This window comes from Myxococcota bacterium, from assembly GCA_039030075.1.
Taxonomy (GTDB): Bacteria; Myxococcota_A; UBA9160; order UBA9160; family SMWR01; genus JAHEJV01.
The window spans coordinates 39,136-60,239 of sequence record JBCCEW010000030.1 but is presented as its reverse complement, the minus strand read 5'-3'; the positions used below and the strand labels follow the sequence as shown (position 1 = coordinate 60,239).

22 protein-coding genes are annotated in these 21,104 nt (G+C 68.5%); 9 read left to right on the top strand and 13 right to left on the bottom strand.

Going from position 1 to position 21,104, the window contains the following annotated elements; all coding sequences use genetic code 11:
• Positions 1-32 precede the first annotated feature (32 nt).
• The 4 genes from AAF430_23300 to AAF430_23285 all read right to left on the bottom strand — a co-directional run bounded on the left by AAF430_23300 (position 33) and on the right by AAF430_23285 (position 2,557).
• Complete coding sequence (locus AAF430_23300) at positions 33-443, bottom strand: DUF4332 domain-containing protein (protein MEM7413176.1); 411 nt, start codon at positions 441-443, stop codon at positions 33-35.
• A gap of 23 nt (positions 444-466) precedes the next feature.
• Positions 467-925: a peptidoglycan-binding protein LysM gene (gene lysM, locus AAF430_23295; GenBank protein ID MEM7413175.1), complete on the bottom strand. Its 459-nt coding sequence runs from the start codon at positions 923-925 to the stop codon at positions 467-469.
• Between the two features lie 3 nt (positions 926-928).
• The gene (locus AAF430_23290) at positions 929-1,291 is read right to left on the bottom strand and encodes a hypothetical protein (GenBank protein MEM7413174.1); all 363 of its coding nucleotides are present in this window, start codon (positions 1,289-1,291) and stop codon (positions 929-931) included.
• Positions 1,292-1,375: 84 nt separating this feature from the next.
• Positions 1,376-2,557 (bottom strand): amidohydrolase family protein, encoded by a 1,182-nt coding sequence (locus tag AAF430_23285; GenBank protein ID MEM7413173.1) that lies wholly within the window; start codon positions 2,555-2,557, stop codon positions 1,376-1,378.
• 199 nt (positions 2,558-2,756) lie between these two features.
• On the opposite strand from AAF430_23285, the gene AAF430_23280 reads away from it, so the two are divergent.
• Positions 2,757-4,262: a lipopolysaccharide biosynthesis protein gene (locus AAF430_23280; GenBank protein MEM7413172.1), complete on the top strand. Its 1,506-nt coding sequence runs from the start codon at positions 2,757-2,759 to the stop codon at positions 4,260-4,262.
• A 15-nt stretch (positions 4,263-4,277) separates the two neighbouring features.
• Here AAF430_23280 and AAF430_23275 read toward each other — a convergent pair whose 3' ends face one another.
• Positions 4,278-4,949: a class I SAM-dependent methyltransferase gene (locus AAF430_23275; protein MEM7413171.1), complete on the bottom strand. Its 672-nt coding sequence runs from the start codon at positions 4,947-4,949 to the stop codon at positions 4,278-4,280.
• Between the two features lie 10 nt (positions 4,950-4,959).
• The gene (locus tag AAF430_23270; protein ID MEM7413170.1) at positions 4,960-5,709 is read right to left on the bottom strand and encodes a sulfotransferase; all 750 of its coding nucleotides are present in this window, start codon (positions 5,707-5,709) and stop codon (positions 4,960-4,962) included.
• An 80-nt stretch (positions 5,710-5,789) separates the two neighbouring features.
• Here AAF430_23270 and AAF430_23265 point away from each other — a divergent pair, with 80 nt between their 5' ends.
• Entirely contained in the window at positions 5,790-6,800 is a 1,011-nt protein-coding gene (locus AAF430_23265) for a polysaccharide pyruvyl transferase family protein (GenBank protein ID MEM7413169.1), read from the top strand.
• On the opposite strand, the gene AAF430_23260 is transcribed toward AAF430_23265, so the two are convergent.
• The gene (locus AAF430_23260; GenBank protein MEM7413168.1) at positions 6,797-7,132 is read right to left on the bottom strand and encodes a hypothetical protein; all 336 of its coding nucleotides are present in this window, start codon (positions 7,130-7,132) and stop codon (positions 6,797-6,799) included. The genes AAF430_23265 and AAF430_23260 overlap by 4 nt on opposite strands.
• A gap of 73 nt (positions 7,133-7,205) precedes the next feature.
• Between AAF430_23260 and AAF430_23255 the strand changes: the two genes are divergently transcribed.
• Positions 7,206-7,538 (top strand): DUF4156 domain-containing protein, encoded by a 333-nt coding sequence (locus AAF430_23255; protein MEM7413167.1) that lies wholly within the window; start codon positions 7,206-7,208, stop codon positions 7,536-7,538.
• Positions 7,539-7,541: 3 nt separating this feature from the next.
• Here the strand turns inward: AAF430_23255 and AAF430_23250 are convergent, their stop codons facing one another.
• Positions 7,542-8,468, bottom strand: coding sequence for a GNAT family N-acetyltransferase (locus AAF430_23250; protein ID MEM7413166.1), 927 nt, complete (start codon positions 8,466-8,468; stop codon positions 7,542-7,544).
• A 111-nt stretch (positions 8,469-8,579) separates the two neighbouring features.
• Here AAF430_23250 and AAF430_23245 point away from each other — a divergent pair, with 111 nt between their 5' ends.
• Entirely contained in the window at positions 8,580-9,425 is an 846-nt protein-coding gene (locus tag AAF430_23245) for an SMP-30/gluconolactonase/LRE family protein (GenBank protein MEM7413165.1), read from the top strand.
• Here the strand turns inward: AAF430_23245 and AAF430_23240 are convergent.
• Positions 9,422-10,189 (bottom strand): HAD family hydrolase, encoded by a 768-nt coding sequence (locus AAF430_23240; GenBank protein MEM7413164.1) that lies wholly within the window; start codon positions 10,187-10,189, stop codon positions 9,422-9,424. The two genes, AAF430_23245 and AAF430_23240, sit on opposite strands and share 4 nt — an antisense overlap.
• A 4-nt stretch (positions 10,190-10,193) precedes the next feature.
• Positions 10,194-11,096, bottom strand: coding sequence for an MBL fold metallo-hydrolase (locus tag AAF430_23235; GenBank protein MEM7413163.1), 903 nt, complete (start codon positions 11,094-11,096; stop codon positions 10,194-10,196).
• 142 nt (positions 11,097-11,238) lie between these two features.
• Here AAF430_23235 and AAF430_23230 point away from each other — a divergent pair, with 142 nt between their 5' ends.
• From AAF430_23230 to AAF430_23215, 4 genes are all read left to right on the top strand, one after another.
• Positions 11,239-11,697: a PaaI family thioesterase gene (locus AAF430_23230; protein MEM7413162.1), complete on the top strand. Its 459-nt coding sequence runs from the start codon at positions 11,239-11,241 to the stop codon at positions 11,695-11,697.
• Entirely contained in the window at positions 11,694-12,200 is a 507-nt protein-coding gene (locus AAF430_23225) for a hypothetical protein (GenBank protein MEM7413161.1), read from the top strand. Before AAF430_23230 ends, AAF430_23225 begins: the two co-directional genes overlap by 4 nt.
• Positions 12,201-12,334: 134 nt before the next feature.
• Positions 12,335-13,450, top strand: coding sequence for an MBL fold metallo-hydrolase (locus AAF430_23220; GenBank protein MEM7413160.1), 1,116 nt, complete (start codon positions 12,335-12,337; stop codon positions 13,448-13,450).
• A complete protein-coding gene (locus AAF430_23215; protein MEM7413159.1) occupies positions 13,447-15,000 on the top strand; it encodes a VCBS repeat-containing protein in 1,554 nt (517 codons plus the stop codon). The genes AAF430_23220 and AAF430_23215 overlap by 4 nt, the downstream gene beginning before the upstream one ends.
• Before the next feature lie 169 nt (positions 15,001-15,169).
• On the opposite strand, the gene AAF430_23210 is transcribed toward AAF430_23215, so the two are convergent.
• Positions 15,170-16,231 carry a hypothetical protein gene (locus AAF430_23210; GenBank protein ID MEM7413158.1) on the bottom strand — a complete coding sequence of 354 codons (1,062 nt, stop codon included), beginning with the start codon at positions 16,229-16,231 and terminating at the stop codon, positions 15,170-15,172.
• A gap of 136 nt (positions 16,232-16,367) precedes the next feature.
• On the opposite strand from AAF430_23210, the gene AAF430_23205 reads away from it, so the two are divergent.
• A complete protein-coding gene (locus AAF430_23205) occupies positions 16,368-16,964 on the top strand; it encodes an HD domain-containing protein (protein MEM7413157.1) in 597 nt (198 codons plus the stop codon).
• A gap of 28 nt (positions 16,965-16,992) precedes the next feature.
• On the opposite strand, the gene AAF430_23200 is transcribed toward AAF430_23205, so the two are convergent.
• Both AAF430_23200 and AAF430_23195 read right to left on the bottom strand, forming a co-directional pair.
• Positions 16,993-18,195 (bottom strand): sigma-70 family RNA polymerase sigma factor, encoded by a 1,203-nt coding sequence (locus AAF430_23200; GenBank protein ID MEM7413156.1) that lies wholly within the window; start codon positions 18,193-18,195, stop codon positions 16,993-16,995.
• A gap of 331 nt (positions 18,196-18,526) precedes the next feature.
• The gene (locus AAF430_23195) at positions 18,527-21,103 is read right to left on the bottom strand and encodes an FtsX-like permease family protein (GenBank protein ID MEM7413155.1); all 2,577 of its coding nucleotides are present in this window, start codon (positions 21,101-21,103) and stop codon (positions 18,527-18,529) included.
• Position 21,104 lies beyond the last annotated feature (1 nt).

Below are 21,104 nucleotides of genomic sequence, written 5' to 3'. Positions count from 1 at the left end.
CTCGGGGCCCGCGGTCTCGGTCTTGGAACGGTCTAGTGGGTGATCTTCGCGGGCAGGCCTTTTGCCTGCTCCACCCAGTCCGTCGCCGCAGCCTCGTTGGGGACGCGACGGGTGAGGTTCTTCTCCTCGTTCACTTCGGCCATCTTCGCGGCCAGGTTGGCGGCGTTGCGCGTCGCCAACTCCTTGACCGTATCGACGCCCGAGCACTCGAGGAGTTCGGCGTACTCCGACCCGACACCCTTGATGCGGAACAGGTCGGCCATGTTCGCCCACTTCAAGAGCTGCGACTCGGACACGCCGGTGGTCTCCGCGGTGGCCTTGCGGCCCTTCTTGTCGCAGCACTTCTCGAGCAGCCCGTCCGTGTCCTTGATGCCCGCGGCGGCGAGCTTCTCGGCGTAGGCCGGTCCGATGCCTTCGATTTCTTCGATCTTGCTATTCGCCATGTTCTTCTCTTCTCGCTCGGGGCCTAGAGCGGCGGGATCCGCAGCACCTGACCCGGGTAGATCTTGTCGGGATCGGTCAGCATCGGCTTGTTGGCTTCGAAGATCACCGGGTACTTCATCGCATCCCCGTAGTGCGCCTTCGCGATCTTCGACAACGAGTCGCCCGACACGACTTCGTAGTAGGTCGACGGCGGCTGCGGCGGCGTCTCGGGCTTCGGCGGCTCGACCTGGAGTTCGTCGTTCACCCTGGCCACGCCCTGGGTGTTGCCCACGACGAGCACGACCTTTTCCTTGTCGGTCTGGGTCTCCGTGGTGCCCGCGACGGTGGCCACGTCTTCCTGGACGCCTACCTGCAGGTTCTGCACCTGGAGGCCGTGGGACTGGATCGCCTGGACGATGCCGTCGGCGTTGACTTCGGGTCCACCGGAAACGCGCTGGAGGAGGTTCTCTCCCGCGCTCTTCACGAAATCGATGAGGCCCACGGGCTAGCTCCCCTCGACGAGTGAAGTCGCAGCAGCGGCGGCCTGCTGAAGCGCATGCTTGATCTTCAGATCGTCCGGGTGATCTTCCGCGGCGGCCTTGCACGGACCGACGGCGTCGAGCCACTGCTCCGCGTCGGCGAGCTTGTGGCACTCCTCGAGCGGCGTCATCTCGCCAGCCATCTCTTCCATCTCTTCTTTTTCGGGCATGGCCGGCGGCGGCTCCGGCGGAGCAGGCGTCGACGCCTGGGGCGCCGGGCTCGACGGAGCTTCCGGCGCGGGGGTGCTGTCCCCCGAACCACAGCCGAGCGCGGGCAACAGCAGTGCCGCCAGCGCCAAGGACGCGAGAACCGTAATCGTTCGCTTCATTCGTGCTCTCCCTCTCGTTGTGGCGTCCCGAGACCCGCGAGAGCGAGCCACTGCGAACGCAATGCACGTCGTGGGCTGGCCCCGTCAAGCGGGACGCAGCGTGTTCAACTCAAGTGTGTTGTCGCGCAGGATCTTCTGCTGGATCCCGGCGTCGAAGTGCTCGACGTCCAGCAGGTAGTCGAGCGGCTGGGGCATTCCCTCGATGTGGGGCCAGTCCGATCCGAAGATCACCCGATTGGCGCCCATCATCTCGACGACCTCGTTCACGTCGTCTTCCCAGAACGGGTTGATCCACACGTTGCGCTTGAAGAGCTCGGCGGGATCCTCGGCGTAGTAGCCGGGCATGCGATTCTTCGACTGCTCGAGCTTCCGGAACAGGTCGGGCAGGAACTCGGAACCGTTCTCGACCGATGCGATGCGGAGGTTCGGGAAGCGCTCGAAGAGCTTCTCGTAGCAGAGCGTGATCAGGAAATCGTAGGCGGCGCGTTCGATCAGGAAGGACTTCACCGAGGGCTTGTAGTTGTTGCCACTGAAGCCGGAAGCGAAGCCGTCTCGCGTGTATCCGTGGGTCGAGTAGCCCGAGTCGCCGGCATGCACGACGACGGTGATGCCGGCCTCGGCCGCGCGGGCCCAGAAGGGGTCGAACATCTCGTCGGCGGGCGATCGGGGCCCATCGGAGGTCCAGGCCGGAGCGGGCCGCATCACCACGACGCGTGCCCCCTGGGCGAGGGCCCAGTCGAGTTCGCTGCAGGCGAAGTCGACATCAGCGAGCGTCACATAGGGCGCGGTGAAGATCTTGCCCTTGTAGTTGCAGCCCCAGTCGTCCTCGATCCAACGATTGAAGCCCAGGACCAGGGCCTTCACGGCCTCGATGTCGTGCTTCAGGAGCTCTTCGTAGAGAACGCCCAGGGTCGGGAACAGCCAGACCCCCTCGAGGCCCTGGCGTTCGATCACCGAGACGCGGGCGTCGCGGTCCATGTACTCGGCCGGCAGCGGCTCGCGGTCGCGCAGCATTTCCAGCGGGTTGCGGCCATGCGGATTGCCGCGGAAGTACTCGTACATCGCGCCGGGCTTCGCGATCGGATCCCAGGTCGGGTTCACGACGGCGCGGGCCAGCTGACCGCCCACGATGTGGTGCTTGCGACCGTTGATGTCGGCCCATTGCACACAGCGGGGCTGCATCTGGGCCGGGACGTGGCGTGTAAAGGCGTCCTGCGCCTCGTAGTAGTGGTTGTCGCAGTCGAAAGCGAGATAGTCGATGGACACGGGGGGCGATCCTCCAGGGGCAGGAAGGCTAGCGCCGAGGCCCGACCCGGGCCGCTCTCTCCGCGGTCCGGCGTCAATGTGCCCCGCGGGGAAAACGAGTCGGCCGGGCCCGCTCAACCTCGGGTCCCTCGGCGTCGATCGGAACAATGCCGTCTTTCCCCCAGACGTCACCGGAGTTCCTGCCCCCCGGCGGAGAATCATGGCGCCGCGATCCGAGCCGCCGGCCAGCACGCTGCTGCCGACCCCTCGCGCCACCGAGTTGGCTTCCACCGCCTCGCGCGGCAGTGCCTGGGTGCTCGCTGCCCAGGGTGTGCGGGGCGTGGCACAGGTCGGATGCGTCATCGCACTCGCGCGCTGGGTCGAACCCGCGGAGTTCGGACGTTTCGCGATGGCTCTCGTCTGCGTGGGCGCGCTCGGGCTGTTCGCCCAGTCGGGCCTCGCATGGAAGACGCTGGAACGCGACGCCCTGTGCGAACGCGAAGCCTCCCATCTGTTCTGGATCAACGCCCTCTCCGGCCTCGGGCTCGGCGTCGCGTTGCTCGCGCTCGGTCCCACGCTCGCGCGCTTCTTCGGTGAGCCCGCGCTGGGAGATGCGCTCGCCGCGCTCAGCCTCGGTTTCCCACTGCAGGGGGTCGCGGTGCAACCGCTCGCGCTCCTGCGACGCGGCGGACGTTTCGGTCGGGCCAGCGCCGTCGAGACGGGTGCCGCGCTCGCGGGTTTCGCGGTAGCGATCGGAACGGCCCTGGCCGGTTTCGGCCTCTGGGCACTCGTCGCCGGCCACGTGACGACGGCCGCGACCACCGCGTGTGGCGCATTCGCCGCCAACCCGTGGCGACCGAGCCGCCCGGCCTTCGACATTGCGCCGGTGAACGCGCTCCGCTTCGGCGCGGAGCTGACCGGCGCGAGCTTCGTGAACTTCCTGGCGCGCAACCTCGACGATGTCCTGATCGGACGCGTCTTCGGTGCCGCTTCCCTCGGCTTCTACGGCCGCGCCTACGCCCTGCTCCTGCTCCCGCTGTCCCAGCTCGTGGCGCCCCTCGCCCAGGTCGCGATCCCGACGTTGGCGCGTCTTCGCGACGACCCCGAGCGCTTCGAACGGGTCTACCTGCGCTTCGTCCAGGCCATCGCTTACCTCTGCATGCCGGGTTGTGCCCTGCTGGTGGTGTGTGCGGAAGACGTCGTGGCGCTCGCACTCGGGCCCGGCTGGGAAGCGACGGCTCCTCTGTTGCGCTGGTTGGCGCTGGCGGGTTTCTGGCAGCCGATTGCGAGCACCGCTTCCTGGTTGCACCTCGCGTACGGCCGAAGCAGCCGCCTTCTGGGCTGGTCGGTGCGCGGCGGTAGCCTCGTGATCGCTTCGATCGTGCTTGGCTTGCCCTTTGGACCCCGCGGCATCGCCGCGAGCTACGCGATCGCCGTGTGGGCCCTGGTGGGGCCCCAGCTGCGAGCGGCCATCGCCGACACGCCCGTCGGAGCAGAGCGATTGCGATCGGTCGTGCTGCGGCCCGCGTTGCTCGCGCTCGCGGTGGCGCTCGCGGCGGCGGTAGCGCGCCAAGCGGTTCCTCTCCCGCCCAGCGTGGCGACCGCGGCGGCGGGTGCGGCGGCTGCGCTCGTGACGGGAGTGGTCCTGGTCTGGGCGTGGCCCGCGGGCCGGCGCGACGCCGCCTCGCTGTGGGCGAGCGCGCAGCTCCTCCGCCGTACTTCTTGAACGCGGGCGGATCCGCTAGCCGTGGGTCTCGCGCTTGCGGAAGATGCACGCGCGGTCGGGCTGATCGAGTCGCCGGTGCTCCCGATCGAACTGCGCGATCGTGCCGCTCGCCGCGATCGCAGGCGGCGTGACGTCGACGAAGTCTTCCGACGCGAGCGTGTCCTGGAAGCGGAAAGTCGTGTTGTAGAGCACGAGCAGGCCCCCGGGCGCCACCCAGTTCGCCAGTCGCGCTGCCGCTGTCTCGAAGCGCTCGAACGGATAGACCCGCGCACAGTTGTCGACGTGGCGCGTCTCTTGATGCCGGCACAGGACCGACAACGCGAAGACGATGTCGTAGGGACCGAACGCCGCGACCAGGTCGTCGCGGCTCGGAACGATTACGACGGCCGGGTTCTCGTCGGCGATGCGCTGGGCGCGCGCGCGCATCCGCGGGCTGATGTCCGTCCCGACGACGCGCGCTCCGGGGAACTGCTCGGAGAGTGACGCGCACTCTTCTCCCGAGGAGCATCCGAACGAGAGGATGTGCGGGCGCTCCAGGCGTTCCTGCTCTGCGACGCGGCGCACTTCGCGGAACAGCACCGGGTAGCGATGCCAACCCGTCACATGGGAGCGTTGGTGGACGCCGGGCCGCAGGCGATTGCGCAGCCGGTCGATCGACAGGCTCATGCGAAGCGGGAGTGCTCTCACGATCGCCGCCTCATTGACCTGCGGCGGCCGCGCCGTGCGCCACGCGTGCGATCGCGTCGCGTTCTTGATCCCCGAGCCTCGCGCGCCATTGGTGCAGCGATTCCCTTCGGGCCGGTCTCGGCCGCAGGGGGGATTCCAACTCCAAAAATTGGGAGAGGTCGGCGAGAACCGCAACTCCCGGTTCGTGCAGCGCCTCGTAGTCGATGGCGAAGAAGCGCGCGGGATCCTGGTGCTCCCAGTGGGCGATGCGCTCGGCGTGAGCGCGCCAGCGCAGGGCAAGCCGTTCCGCGATCGGAGCCCGCGCGTAGGTCGCGGCCGTCTCGCGCCGCACCCCGAGGAACCGGTTGGGGAGCGGGTAGCGCTGCCACTGCTCGCACCAGCGCCGCACGCCGGGGTGCTCGAGCATGCTGGAAACCGTGGCGTAGGGGTCCCGGCGGATCGCCACGAAGCGGGCGTCGGGGAAGGCGAAGCGCAGCCGATCGACGAGCCAGAGGTTCGGGTGGCATTTGTCGACCAGTCGCAGCGGCGCAAAGCGCCGAACCGCGTCTCGGTAGCGGCGCAGGAGCCGCGGGAGCAGATCGTTCTCGCGACGCGGGTCGAGCGCGAGCTGGGTCACGTCCCCGAAGACCGATGGATTTTCACCCCAGCTGTGGAGCTCCGGGTGGGCGTCCAGGGTCTCGGCGAGCCAGTGGGTGCCCGAGCGACCGCAGCCGACCACGAAGATCGGTGCGGGACTTCCGGTGTGAACGACTCCCTTCACGACACCCCCTGTATCGGCGGGCGGCTGGGCGGACTTTTGCGCGAAAGTGAGGGGCCACCGCGGCCGATGCAGCGAGCACGATGACGGGATTCGCCCTCCGCTCCGCGCTCGGACGGCCCTTGGCGCCGAGCGCCCGGCTCGAGCGGGGTTCGGCCTTCGATCGCCGCACCCGCTTCCGGGACGTGTCGCGGGTGCGCCCCACCGGCGCGCTGCGCGGCCCCGCCGTGCTGCAGTTCTATTCGGCCGTTCCGAACATCGGGAACTTCACGGCTGCGCTCGGAGTGCAGCACCTGCTCGGCCAGACCCTCGAGGTCTGGAACGCCCATCAGCGGCCCATCGATTGGGAATGGATCCACCGGCGCTACCGCGCCGTGATCGTGGGAGGCGCCGGGCTCCTCCACCCGGCCTTCGAACCCTTCTGGCAGGAGCTCGACCGCGCGTGCCGCTTGCCGCTGATCCTTTGGGGCATCGGAGGTTGTTGGCCCGATGCTGGCGCCGCATCTCCTCGCTGTCCCTCGGCGGTGAGCGTCGGTACACGCGCCGCGCTGGTGCACGTGCGCGACGAACGCAGCGCCGAGTTCCACGCCTGGTGTCATGCCGAAATCGGCGACTGTCCGACGGTGCCGTTCGTCCAACATTCGGTGCAGCGCGCCCCCTCGGATCGCACGCTCCTGGCCGTGCACCCCGAGCTGCTGAGCGCCGACGAGCAACACAAGCTGTTGCGATTGGTGAGTCGCGAGCAGCGTCCCTGGTCGACGGACCACACCGAGACGCGCTGGTGGGGACTGCGCGACCTGCTAGGTCGGCGCTACGCCCGCGCGGGACGCGTCGTCACCACGCGGCTGCACGGCGCGATCATCGCGGCGAGCCTCGGCATCCCGTGGATCGCGTTGGCACGCGACGAGAAGCTGCGGGCCTTCGCGGCGCGCAGTCGCACGGGCGTCTGCGTCGATGACTGGGATGCGCTGGGGGGTGCCCTCGACCAGGCACCGGTTCAGGCGCGGCGCATCGATGCGGCCCCACTCGTCGCCTTCGCGGAGCGCGCGCGCGACGCATTGCACCATTGGGGCGCCTGGGGCGAGGCGAGCTAGCGAAGCAGCGGCGCCGATGGCGCCGCGCCGTCCTCACATCGGCCCGGTTCTACCGCCATCACGGCGGAATCACTGCAGGCCGAGCATGCGTTCCCATAGGTCTTGCGCTGGGCTGCGGTACACGGCGGTGCCGCACACCGGTGACCGCAAGCCGGCCGGTAGTCGTGGGTGCAGGCTTCGGGACGCGGGTCTTCGCAGGCCGTGAGCGATGCGGGAAGCGGGGTCGGCTCGCCCGGTGCGCTCGCACAGCTGTTTCCGAGCATCAGCAGACCGGCGACCGCCAGGACGAGAACCTGCCCGCGTCGCCACGAAGTGTGCACGATCGATCGCATGCCCGAAGGCTACCACCCTTCCTGTCCGAAGCGGCTCTGGTACCCTGCGTCGCGTTGTAGGGGGGAAGACACGTTGCGCGTACCGCTCTCGAAGCTCACCACCGGACTCGCCATCACCATGCTCCTCGGCACGGCCGCGTGCACCTGGGTGCCCTTGACCGACGGCGGCGGCGGTGTGCGGTTGGCCCAGACCGCGGACGTGTCCGAATGCACGCAGCTCGGTGCGACCCACGCGAAGACCAGCGACCGCGTCTGGATCTTCGCACGCAGCCTCGAAACCGTGGACGACGAACTCGAAGCGCTTGCGCGCAACGAGGCGGCCGAGATGGGTGCCACCGCCATCGTGCCCCAGGGCCCGTCGGCTGGGGGGCGACGCTCGTTCGACGTCTACCGCTGCGACGGCTGAGGCCTAGCGCTCCGGCTCGAAGTCGCGTGAGCGCGTGCGGAACGCCTGCCAGGCGATTCCGAGCGCGCCGAAGCAGGCGACGCCCGCCAGGCTGTAGGCGAGATCGACGAGCGAGAAGCTGCGCAGCGGGATCCACTGCTGCACCGTCTCCTCCACGATCACCACCCCGACGACGAGGGTGAGCGCGCCGGTGGGCGTGAACTGGACGCTTCCGATGCGACGACCCGTGAGCGCCAACACCGCCACGAACGCCAGGCCGCCCATCAACAGGAAGTGCGCCGTCTTGTCCCGCCCGGGCAGGAGACCCACCGCCTCGATCAGCGCACGGGCGCGGCGGCTCGCCATCATGCTGAGTCCCACCATCGCCAGCAGCCAGAACCCCGCGAACCAGGCCAGCGCGTCCTTGCGCCAGCCGACCCGACGCCGCATGGCGACCCGGCGACCGGGATCGAGACCGCTCGCCGCCTCCTCTTCCATGTGCGCATCGAGCGCGGCAGTGCGCTCGCCCGTCGCGAGCACCCGGAACCCTCGGCTCGCGTAGAACGGTGCATTCCAGGGAATGTCGGAGAAGGTGGTCAGCGTGAGGTGGTCGTAGCCGCGATGCTTCGCGATCTGGCACGCGGCGTCGAGCAGCGCGGTGCCAACCCCGCGCCCGCCGTGTTCGGGGTCGACGTCGATCTCCTCGAGGTGCGCGCCCCACGCTTCTTCGGTCAGGAGGGCGAACCCGACCGGGTGGTCCTGGGCGTCCGCGGCGACGCAAAGCAGCCCCCGTTTCCAACCCGTACGCAAGTCGTCCGCGGACGTCGTCGACGCCAGGACTTCGGCCGACAGCCCCTGCCCTTCGAAACGGGTGCCTGCCCGCTTCTCGAGAGCCGGCAGCAGCGCCAACTCCTCTTCCTTCGCCGAGCGCAGCCGGTAGCCGGCCTGCATGGACTCTCGCAACCCCCCGATGAGCCGGTCGTCCGGCGGGGAGGGTAACGCGAACCGCGAAGTCGCGCGGGACCACTCGTCGCCGCCGGGCGTGAGGCGTATGGTGATCCCATGAGCGAATCACTCGAAGCGCGCGTCGATGGCCTGACTTTCGCCGAGGGGCCGCGCTGGTACGACGGCGCACTCTGGTTCTCGGACATGCACGACCATTGCGTGCGCCGGCTCGACGCGACCGGCACGTGTTCCGTGGTGCTCACGCTCGATGACGAGCCGTCGGGGCTGGGCTGGCTCCCCGACGGCACCCTGCTCGTCGTTTCGATGACGGCCCGCCAGATCCTGCGCTGGGACGGGAACCGCTTGTCGGTGCATGCGGACTTGTCGGCGTTCGGCGCGCAACCCTGCAACGACATGGTGACGGACGCGGCCGGGCGCTCCTACGTCGGGAACTTCGGGTTCGATCTCCACAAAGGTGAGAAGCCCCGCACGACCCACCTGACCCTCGTGACGCCGGACGGAGAGAGTCGCGTCGTCGCCGACGAACTCGCGTTTCCGAACGGTGCAGTGATCACTCCCGATGGGAACACCCTGATCGTCGGAGAGTCGTTCGGCGCCCGGCTCACCGCCTTCACGATCGCGGACGATGGCTCCCTCACCGACCGACGCGTGTGGGCGAGCCTAGAAGGGGCGGTTCCCGATGGCATCGGGCTCGATGCGGAGGGTGCGGTGTGGGTGGCTTCGCCGGTGAGCCACGAGGTGCTGCGGGTCCACGAGGGCGGCGAAGTCAGCGAGCGCATTCCCACCGGAGACCAGGCCATCGCCTGCGCACTCGGCGGTGACGACCGTCGCACCCTGTTCGTCTGCATCTCGCCGACCATCGACCCGGAGGCGTGTCAGCGGGATCGTGCCGCGCGCATCGTGTCCAAGCGCGTCGCGGTCCCCGGCGCAGGGTTTCCCTAGGACGCGCCCGCGAGCGACCGGACCAGAGTGGGAAGCTCGTCGAGGTCCTGGATCACGAAGTCGGGCTCGGGCCCCTCGTGTTCCCGGAGTGCCTTGTCGTGATCGGAGATCCGTCGCGTGATCCACACCGTTCGGATCCCCAGCGGGCTCGCTCCCCCGACGTCGGCGCGCAAACTGTCGCCGACGTGCAGAGTTTCTTCGGGCGCAACACCGAGTGGGTCGAGCGCGGCTTCGAAGATCTCCGCTCGCGGTTTTCGCAGGCCGAAAGCGTCGGACACGATGATCGATCCCGGGGAAAAGCGGTCCCGCAGGCCGGCGTTTTCGAGCACCGACAGTGCCGTCGGCGAATGACTGAAGTTCGAGCACACCGCGAGGGAGACGTGTTCTGCAAGCCGATCCAGCACGGCCGGGTGGTGCGGGAGGTTCTCGACGGCGCTCTGCAAGACCCCCATGTGGAGTTCGGTCAGTTCGTCGGCCAGGCCGGCCGCCTCGATCTCGAGCTCCCGGAGAAGTGCCCGGAAGCGGAGTGGGGTCGGTACTTCCTTGTCCTGCGCATAGTGGGACCGCGCGAACCCCTGGGCGTTCGCGCGCATCGCCTCCATGAACGCGTCCATCGGCAGGTCTTGTTCTCGCGCCACTCGCTCGTAGAGCACCTGGGACGAGCCCGGGATGCGCTTGCCGTCGTGCTCGACGACGGGAAGCCGTTCCCAGCGCAGATCGACCAGGGTGTCGAAGAGATCGAAGACGATGGCGCGTATGGTCAAGCGCTCACCGCCGTCTCGCGAGATCGGTCGCGACCGTGCGCGTGAACGCCTCGGCGTCGACGAAGCCCTGCCCCCAGCGTGGAGCGAGCTCGGCCAGAGGCGATGCCGCCACTGCGGCTTCGACGTCCTGCATCTTGTTGTAGGCCGCCTCTACGCGATTCTTCGCGTCCTGGAGCATGGCTGCGTACTCCTTCAGATCGGCCGCTTTCGAGAGGGGTCCGTGCCCGGGAATGATCGATGTCCTGGGGTTGGTCAGGGCGAGGACAGCTTCGAGACCGGCAATCAGGCCATCGATCGATCCGCCGCTCTCGAGGTCGATGAAGGGGAACCCGCCCGCAAAGAAGAGGTCGCCCGTGTGGATCACGTTCGCGCGTCGGAAGTGCACCACGGCGTCTCCGTCGGTGTGGGCGGCGGACAGGTGCAGCGCGTGAATCTCGTCCCCATTCCAGTGCAGCGTCACATCGTGCCCGAAGGTGACGACGGGCAACGCGTCCGGCGGTGAAGCCGGGATCTCGCGGCCCCGGATCCGCTGGAGCTGACTCATGCGCGCACGGACGTTGTCGTGGGCGAGGATCGTGGCGCCCATCCCTGCGAAGTTCTGATTGCCGCCGGTGTGGTCGAAGTGCCAATGGGTGTTGAGCAGAAAACGCGGAGCGCCTCCGCCGAGCGCTTCCACCGCCGCCCGGATCTTCGGAGTGAGCGGCGCGAACTGATCGTCGACCAACAGCACCCCGTCCGCCCCGGTCGACACGCCGATGTTGCCGCCGCGGCCGATCAGCATGTGAACGCCATCCGCGACGGGGAGGGTCCGGATCTCGACGGTGGCATCCTGCGCCCAACTCGGCAGGGCCATGGACAGAGCGAGCACGAGCCACGCTGCTCGCCCCCCGCCTGTGCGCTTTGCCATCCGCGACCCTCCCGTTGGCACGCTGCGGTGCGAAGTGTACACGCTGGGCTCAACGCCATCGGAGTCGATACCGTAGGGGCCTTATGTGGCTCTCGGCCGATCTCGTCTTACGCTCGCCGAATCCGACGCGGATCGCGGCTCCGTGTTGAAGGACGTCCCGCTCGAAGAATGGGCGAAGGCCTGGTCGACCGAGGACCCCGAGCGCCTGGTCGGCCGCGGCCACCCGGTGGGGGACTTCCTGGCCGCCGATCGCTGGGTCGTCCTCGAACGCGAACCCGGTCGGCTCCGGGTGCGCTGCGCGCTCGTCGAGGCGGTGCGCAATCCCAAAGGAGAGCTCTTCGGCGGGTTCACTCCGACCTATGTCGACTTCTTCGCGCTCTTCGTCTTCCACCAGTCCCGGGCGGCAGACGAGCCGCGCCAATGGCTGGCCACCACGCACCTTCGTGTCGACTACTTCGCGCCCGTGCAGGGTCCCGAGTTCGAGATGGCAGGCCACGTCGTCCACAAGCGGGACCGCAGCGCCCACGTGGAGATCCGCTTCGAAGCGGGCGAATCGCTGTGCGCGCTCGCCCATGCGACGCTGCTCGAAAGGAAGTCGTGAACGCCCCGACCGCCCTGCCCCCTCCCTGGACGCCCGGCGACCTGCGGCGCTTCCTCGACACGTTCTTGTACCGGGACGAGATCTTCTTGATCGACGAGATCTCGCGCCTGGACGCCGATGCGGGGCGCATCGAGGCCCGGCTCGACACGACCCAGGAGCTTCCCATCGCGCGCTTTCAGCGGGTCGATCGAGGCCATCCGGCCCATGTGTCCGCGGCAGACATGCTCATTCTGACGGGAAACCTCGGTTGCCTGCACGCCTGGTTCTTTCACGGCTGCAAGTGGGACGAAGGATGGTCGGGGTTCGGGAACCGGATCCACCGCGCCGACTTCAAGCGGCTGGCACGACTCGGGCCACCGCTCCACCTCGAGAGCCAGGAGACCCGCAAGCGCATCGGTCCGAAGCGCGTGGTGCTCCGCTACGAGTTCCACTTCCTCCAGGAGGGCGACCTGGTCTACCAGGGCGACCAGTCCGCCATGTTCTTCAAGGACGCGGAACTGTGACGGATCCCGCTCCTCGCCCCAGCGCGGACGGGCAATCTCGGCGCCCAGCGTTAGTCTCCATGCCCGCCGGGGCTTCGTCTGCTTTGCCAGGCAGCCCCCCTCCCCACGGCGCGCCCCGGAGGAGACCGTTGCCCTTGCGAATCGGAGCCTGGGGGCTCGCCTTCGCCGCCGGTTGGCTCTTCGCGGCCCACGCCGCGCCTTCGAAACCGGTGGGTGTGCCGATCGGCACCCCGGTCGAGGCGCAGTCGCTCTACCTCGCCCATGGCGACCCGGAGGACGGGTTCTTCGTTCCGTGGTCGGAGGATCCGAAGACGACCTGGCGTCTCGTGCAGTGGCTCTTCAGCCCGAACGAGTTCGACACCAGCCGCCCCCTCGAGATTCCGATCGTCGAGAACGACGGGGCCTACCTCGCGGGTCACGCCGCCGACCCCACGATCACCTGGGTCGGCCATTCCACGTTCGCGATTCACGACGGGGACGACGTGATCCTGACGGACCCCCACTGGGGGCCGCGAGCACTGATCCCTGGGCGCGAGTCGCCGCCGGGGATCCCGCTCGAAGCCGTGCCCGACGACGCGTTCGCCGTGCTGTCCCACAACCACTACGACCACCTCGACGTCGACACGGTCGAGCGTCTTCCCGCGAGCGTGCGCTGGTTCGTCCCCCTTGGGCTGGCCGATTGGTTTCGCGAGCGCGAGCGCCCCAACGTCATCGAACTCGACTGGTGGGAGAGCGCGCGCTTCGGCCGCTGGACCATCACCTGTCTTCCATCGCAGCACTGGTCGCGCCGGATCGAACAGGGCACCAACGAATCGCTCTGGTGCACCTGGTTGATGGCTTCCGGTGAACGGAGCTACTTCTTCGGCGGCGACACGGGCTACTTTCACGGCTTCGCCGAGTTTGGCCGGCGCTTCGGACCGATCGACGTGGCGATGCTGCCGATCGGCGCGTATGCACCACGTTGGTTCATGAAGTGGCAGCACATGGACCCGGAGGAGGCCGTGCAGGCACATCTCGACCTGGGCTCCCGCGCGATGCTCGGAATGCACTGGGGCACCTTCGACCTCACCGACGAACCCGTCGACCACCCGCCCGTCGAACTGGCGAACGTGATCGCGCGGACGGGCGTCGATTCGGACCGCGTTCGGGCACTCGCGGTCGGGGAGCGCTGGCCGGTTCCGTCCTCCACCCAGCCGAAACCGGCCCCGCCGGTGCGCGAGGCGCGGTCGCGGCCGAGGGAACGCGAGTGAAAAAGCTGTTCGCGCGTGCGCGGGCCCAGGTGGCCCGAGCCACCGGAATGGGCGTGGCGCTCTGCTTCGGCGTCTCGGCGGCGCTTGCCGATGACGACCCTTTCTTCGTGCAGGATCTCCGGCTCGAAGGCCGAGTGGTGCAAGCCGATCTCGCGGATCTCGATGGAGATTCGCGCGGGGATCTGCTCTGCGTCGTAACCAGCGGACTTCCGCCGAACGAACGCCGCGAGATCCATGTCTTCTTCCAGGGAGACGATGGGAGCTTCGCCGCCAAGCCCGATTGGAAGGGCCCATTGCCGTCGGGTGCGGCCGCCTACGACCTCGCCAACCTGGATGACTCGCCCGCTACCGAACTCGTACTGCTGCGGCGCGATCGCCTGACCCTCTTCTCGATGCCGGGACGCAGTCCGTCCTTCCGCGATCTTCCGCTCGGGATCGAACCCAGCATTGCCGTGGTCGTCGACGAGCGTGGCCTCGACCGGATGATGCTGGTGCGCGAAGGCCTCGGGGACGGCCCGCGCCTGGTGGCGCCGGGCATGAGCTGGACCGCGGTGTTGGATCCCGGCGGCGAAGTGCTCGGCCTGCTCGAGGTCGGCGCCCGAGCCAACTACTACCTGCCCCAGCGTCCCGGACCCCTCGTGTCCGAGAGTGAGGTCGAGATCTATCTGGACCACCCGCGGCTCTCGATCGGCGACGTGAACGGAGACGGCCGTGGCGACGTCATCAGCGCCAACCGCCATGAGCTGAAGGTCTTCCTCCAGAACGCGCAGGGTCGTTTTCCGGCGAAGCCGAGTCGCAGCATCGCCTTGGGCCGTGTGACGCCGGAGGACCACGTCCGCAACTCGGGCCTCGTCCGCGTAGACGGCTCCGACCTGAACGGGGATGGCCTGGTCGACCTGCTCGTGTCGACCTCGTCCGGGAGCGTGTTCGACGCCACGACGGTGGTCGGCTTCCACTTGAACCAGGGCGGTCAGTGGAACCTGGACGCGCCGGACCAGGTCTTCCGAACGGTCGGCGGCATGAACGCCAACATGCTCGTCGACATCGACGGCGACGGCGCCGTAGAGCTGATGGAAGTGCGCGTCCCGACGGGCGTCCTGGAGATCGTCGAAGTGCTGGTGACGCGCGCCATCGATGCGAACGTCACGCTGCACCGACGCGCGGATTCCGGACTCTTCGAGACCGAACCCTGGCACTCGCGCAAGCTCGGCGTGGCGTGGGATTTCGAGACGTTCCGGTCGAAGGGCTTCGTGCCGACCCTCTCGGCGGACTTCAACGGGGACGGCATGCTCGACATGCTGAACTCGGGGGACGGAGACCAGCTCGAGGTCCACCTCGGCAGCAACACCGATGGCTACGGCGCGCGCCACGCGACCCAGACCCTCGACACCAGCGGTCGTATCCGCTTCGGGGACCTCGATGCGGATGGGCTCTCGGACTTCGTGCTCTACTCGCCGCGCCGGCCCGAGCTCCCGGTGCGCGTGGGAACGAACCGCGGCGTGCTGCCGGGTACCCGTCGCGAGACCACCCTCGAGGCGTCTGGCGGCTGACGCGCGCCATCCTCACGGAAGCCCGCGTCGAGACGCGAGTCGCCGCCCGGGCGTCTCACCGATCGATTCGACCTTGGGGGGCCACGGCAGCGAGAGCGCGGGGGGCCGACGCCTGGGGGGCGAGCGGCGACTCACCCCGGAGGCTACGGCCTGGCTGTGACGGATCCGGTCACGCGGAGCGTTCGTGAATCAGAACGCTCTGCCGCTCCTCGTCGAACCGGACCCGGATCTTGCCCGGCCCCGCGATCCCCTGAACGACGCCGGTGCCAAGCTTCGGGTGATCGATGCGATCGCCAGCGCTGTAGCTGTCTCCGAAGTTGTAGGTGCGCACCGGCCGTGAGAGGTCGGCTTCGACGACGGTCTCGACCGGTTCCGTGCGAGCGCGCGCGCGCGGACGCGGCTTCGGCTTGATCTTTCCGGCACCAGGCTCCCACGCAGGCAGGAGCCGAGGCATGCCGTCCAGCAGCGGACCGGTCTCATCGTATTCCCAGCCCGGGTCCGAGTTGAGACGGAGCCCGAGGAAGCGCACGGTCACGCCGAACGACTCCTGGGCCTCCTGGGTGATGCGCTCGAGCTCGCGAATCCAGGCAGCGCCTTTCTGGGTCGAGCGCTTCCGACACAACTCCCAATAGCGCTGCGTGGCGCACATGATCAGATGCGGCGGTTCCGTGCTGAGCGTGCGGCCGAATCGCTCCTCGACTTCCTTCGCCAGCGCGTCGTGGTTGGACTGGGCGATCGCGGCATACGCGAAGCCTTCGAGCAGCTGTCGGAGCGGGGTATCGCCCACACGGCATCGCGTGTCGGACGGCGCTGCGTAGCGCAGACAAATCACCGCGAGGCGATCGTCGGGTCCGATCGCCAACAGATCGAAACGCGTGATCCCCTTGGTCGCAGGGTCATCCGCGGGACCGGTCTTCGCGCGCACCTGGTAGTCGAGGAGATGCAAGAACCCCTCGTCGTCGGGCAGCTCGAGGCCCTTCTCACCCTGAACGCGCAGGAGCGCCGCGCCGAGATGCTCCTCATCGCGGTTCTTCTTCCGCTCATTTGCCGGCTTCCCGGTGCGCTTGACGAAATAGGTGCGGCCCGCGTCGTGAACACTCGGTGCGTTGGCGCGCTCGGTCTCGAAGGCTGCCGCGAGACGCTCGGCCGTAATCTCCGCGGCCGCGTTCTTGAACTCGGCGGCCTGCTTCACGGCACGATCGTTCGAGAGCTCGATCAGCGGTTGGCTCAAGAATTCATACCCCCCACAAAGCGCCATCCGGGCCGGCCCGGCGCTTGTGTGACGTTTCGAAGGGGAAGACGGCGACCCGCGGGAAAGCTATCACATCCCTCGGCAGGCGGCGGTGGGGCACAGCGTGGGAGAAAGCGTGACAGCAGCGGATCAAGCGCGGTTGGTCGAGGCACTTCGTTTCGCGCTCGCGGCCCACGGAGACCAGACCCGCAAGGGTTCCAGCATCCCCTACGCGAGTCATCTGTTGGGCGTAGCAGCGCTCGTCTACGAAGCAGGCGGTGACATCGTGCAAGCGGTCGCAGCGCTGCTCCACGACACCCTGGAGGATTGCCCGAGCGTCGACCTCGCCAGCATTCGCACCCAGTTCGGTGGCGAGGTCGCCGAGATCGTCGAGACCTGCAGCGATCTCCTACCAGGAGACCGACCCGGCGCCAAAGCCCCGTGGGGTGAACGCAAGACGCGTTACCTCGATCGCCTGGCCAGCGCGGCCCCGCGAACCCAGCTGGTCGCCGCCTGCGACAAGCTGCACAATCTCCGCGGCCTGGTCGTCGACCTGGAATCCGAGGGCCCCGAAACCCTCGAGCGCTTCACCGCCGAACCGGCGAAGACGCGCTGGTACTACGAGTCGGCGGCGGCGCGGTTCGCGGCGGCCCTGCCCGAGGGCTTGCGACGCGACTTCGAACACCAGCTGCGCCGTCTCGCGGTACACGTCCCGCGCGCCGAGGCCCCCTAGCAGCGACCCTGTCTCGCCGTCGCCCTACTCAGGCGGCGTCGTCGAAGGTCCCGAGGTCCCGGTCTTCGCGTGCGCCCACCCGAAGCCGCGCGAGCGCGTTGGCCTCGATCTGCCGCACACGCTCGCGAGACAGACCCAGTCGCTTTCCGATCTCGCCCAGCGTGGACGGCTCACCCGACTCCGACAGTCCGAAGCGCCAATCGATCACCTGACGCTCGCGGCTCGGGAGCGACGACAAGAGCTTCGAGAGCGCCTGTCCCAGCTCGCCGTCCGCGAGCCCCTCGATGGGATCCGCCACGGACTCGTCGGGGATCAGATCGCCGAAGTCGACGTCCTCGAGGCCCTGGGCCGGAGACTGCAGTGACCGGATCGGCGCGAGTGTCGAGACCAGATCATCGACCGCCGAAGGCTCGATGCCGAGCTCCGGTGCGATCTCCTCTTGCGTGGGCTCCCGTCCCAGCCGCCGTTCGAGATCGGCTTCGATGCGACGGTACTTCAGCTGGAGCTCGCAGACGTGGGACGGCACGCGGACCGTGCGACGCTGATTTTGGATCGCGCGGATCATCGCCTGCTGGATCCACCAGACCGCATAGGTCGAGAACATGAAGCCGCGCTCGGGCTCGAACTTCTCGATCGCGCGGATCAGGCCGAGGTTGCCCTCCTGAACCAGATCCATGAACGCAACACCGAGGTTCTTGTAGCGGTGCGCGCACTTCGCGACGAGCCGAAGGTTGTGGTGCGCCAGCACCTGGACGACACGGTGGTACTCGTCGAGGGCGCGTGCCGCCGATGCGAGTTCGCGCCGGGCTGCGGCCGTGTCCAGTCCGAGCTCCACTCGGGCGCTGCGGTCAGTGGCTTCGGGCGACGCGGCTTCGATCAGTGCGTCGTGCACTTCGATCAGCAGGTCGAACGCGAATTCCGTCGCTCGCAAGGTGGCAGCCACGCGGGGCCAGGCGATCGGGTTGCGCGAAAGCTGCCGCCGCGCCCGTGCGAGATGGGTGTCGACGTGCTCACCCCAGTTCTTTCCGCTGCCGTCGCGCGCGTGTCGACACAGGACGGCGGTCACGAGTCCGCGCTGACGGCGCGATTCCCAGCGCTCGACCAGCATGCGTGCGGTCCCGGGGATCGCGAAGAGTGCGCTCTCGAAGCGCTCCTGCTGCTCGCGCATGCGACCACAGAGCTCGGCCACGGCTTCGCGACCCAGCACCGGGACGTCCTGGATCTGGCTCATGTAGAGCTGACGGGCGTCCAGCGGACCCGCGTCGTCGTCGCGACCCCGCCGTGCCTTCGCACGCGGCGTCGATCGAGGAGAACGGTTCGACGCCTCTTCCCAACCGGGAAGGGCTCTGGAGGCCGATCGTTCCCAGTCTCCCGGGGTCGTCTCGGCCCACGATGCATCCGCAGAAGTCTCAGCGTCTCGATCCCACACCCTCGAAACACCTCCCAATGGCTCTGTCCGCACGGATTCTTGGACGCCGGAAACGCGAAAAGCGTTCACATGGCGCCTCAGAAAGGCGGAAGGCGCAGCGGAGCGGCTGCGGGGACGAGGATTCCCCCGGCGCCTAGGTGGCTTCTGCGGCCTGGAGGAGCGCCAGGGGCCGCTCCTGGAGTACCCCGCGGGCTGCCGCCCTTGCACTCCAGATGCAGATCAGTGGGATTCCGACACAGGGGAGAAGGAGAGATCGCCACTCGGGAGCCCAGGGCACCTCGACTACCCAGGTACTGAAGGCGCCGGCCACGATCACGGAGAGTCCAGCGCCGATCAATCCGGCGCAGAACCCGAGCAGACCGAACTCGACGTCGAGGGCGCGCCGGATCGCCGGAAGCTCGGCCCCCAACACCTTGAGCAGGTTCGTCTCCCAGCGCCGCGCCCTTGCTGCGTCGCGCGCCAACGAGGTGACAAGGAGCCAGCCGACGGCCAGAGACAGCCAGGCTGAGCCGGCCAGGGCCCACTGCAGCTGGTCGATCAGGCCCAGCATGCGCGCCACGGCGCGGGTGACGTCGATGCTCGATACGTTGGGAAACGCGTTCTGGATCGATGCCTGGAGGGCATCGAGTCGCTCGGGCTCGAGTTTCGGCACCGAGGCGAGGAACACCGAAGGGGCCTCTTCGAGCACACCCGGCTGAAAGAGCACGAAGAAATTCGGCTGCAGGCTGTTCCAGCGAACCTCGCGCAGATTGACGACCTCCCCTTCGACCGAAACGCCTTGCACGTCGAAGGTCAGCGTGTCTCCCAACCCAACTCCGAGACGCTCGGCGAAATCGGCCTCGAGTGACATCTCGGGCGGGCGGTCACCCGTGAGATCGAATGCTCCCGAGAACCGTCGTCCTTCGACCATGCGCTCCGAGTCGGTGAGAGCTTCGCGATAGGTCAGGTTGTAGCGACGCGCTCGGAGTCGACGCGCCTCGGTTTCGGCGTCCCGGTTCGCCCGCAACCCCGGTGGGCGCGCCTCGCCCGGAGCCGCCCGCACCGACTCGCCGTTGATGCGATCGAGGCGTGCACGAATCATCGGGGACAAGCGCTGGAGCTCGGTCCCCTCCCCGGCCACGTGACTGCGCAGGGCATCTCGCTGATCGGGCTGGATGTCGAAGAGGAAGAGACCGGGCAGCTGCGTGCCCTGCGGCGTCTCGAGGTCCCGATCGAGGACCGCGCGCATCTGGGGCACGACACTCACGAGCAACGCGCACAGCGCCAGCGACACGAAGCTCGAGATCGCGCGAACCCGCCCGCGCGCCAGTTCGCGGATGGCCAGCCGCCAGGACAGGTTCCGACGTGGCGGGAGATTGCCGAGCAGGGTCAGCGCAACCAGACCCAGCAGTCCGAAGGTGATCGCCGAGGCCGCGAACGCACCGCTGAACGCCGTGCCCACGAACAGGCTCTGCGCGCGCCAACACGCCAGGGCCCAGAATGCAGCGGCGGCCGGCAGCCACCACCAGGCGTCGCGGGGGGAGGCGGCCAGGCTGGGCGTCGCCTGTTCTGCGAACAACTCGCTGGCGCGTAATCGACGCAAGCGCGCGATCAGAGGCAAGCAGGCCAGGCTGCTGCCGACCGTGGCGAGCGCGGTCACGACGAACACACTGCGAAGACCCACGCTCGGCGCGAAACCGATGGGCATCGCGTCCGCCACGATCGCCGTGAGCAACGGCAGCAGGGCCGCCCCGAGCGCCGACGCCAACAGGGCCGCGAACCCTCCCAGCAGGCACAGCTGTGCCAGGAAGATCGCCTGCGCGCGGGCCCGCGTCGCGCCCAGGCTCACCAGGATCGCGAGGTCCCGAACGCGGCGCGTGAGATGCGCCCGGAAGAGATGCGCCGCTCCCAGCCCTGCGAGAAAGATGGCTACCAGGGCGACGAGCCCGAGGTAGCGCGTGACCGCTCCGTAGCTCCGTGCGAGGTCCTGAGTGGCTTCGTCGTGAGAGCGCGCGTTGGTACGCGGGTCTTCGAGGGCGAAGCGCATGCTCTGGGCCACGGCGGACGCGTCGCGGCCCGGGGGCAGGCGATAGAGGCGTTGGAAGTCGAGTCGACTCCCGGTCGCCACGAGGCCGGTGGCGTCGAGGGACCCGAGGTCGATGTAGACGCGCGGCGCGATCGAGAACCCGCTGCTCGCCCTTCCCCCGTCCCGGCCGATCACGGCCTGGACGAGGAACGTCTCCTGTCCGATGCGCAAACCGTCGCCAGGAGCGAGGCCGAGCTGGGCCAGCAACGGCGGGTCGATCCAGGCACCCGGTGCGTCGCGGAAGGCGCCCCGGACGTCCGGCGCGCTCCCCAGGCTGCCGTCGTCGAGCGCGATCTCCCCGTACAGCGGGAATGCCGTGTCGATGGCCCGAAGCTCGACGAGTCGCGCGCGCTCGCCATTGCCGGCCATCGAGAAGAGCACGACGGCCCGGGCGATGCTCGCCCCTTCACCGGCAGCGGCATCGAGTTCTTCCACTTCCGCATCGGAGAAGGGCCGCGATCCGTTGACCGCGACATCGGCTCCCAGGAACGCCTGGGAGCGTGCTTCGAGGGCGCGCGATACCGAACTCTCGAACGCGTCGAGCGCCACGAAGCCCGCGAAACCGAGCGCGAGGTTCAGCGTGAAGAAGAGGGAGAAACGCGGATGGTTGCGAATCTCGCGCAACGCGAGCCGGAGCAGCAGCATG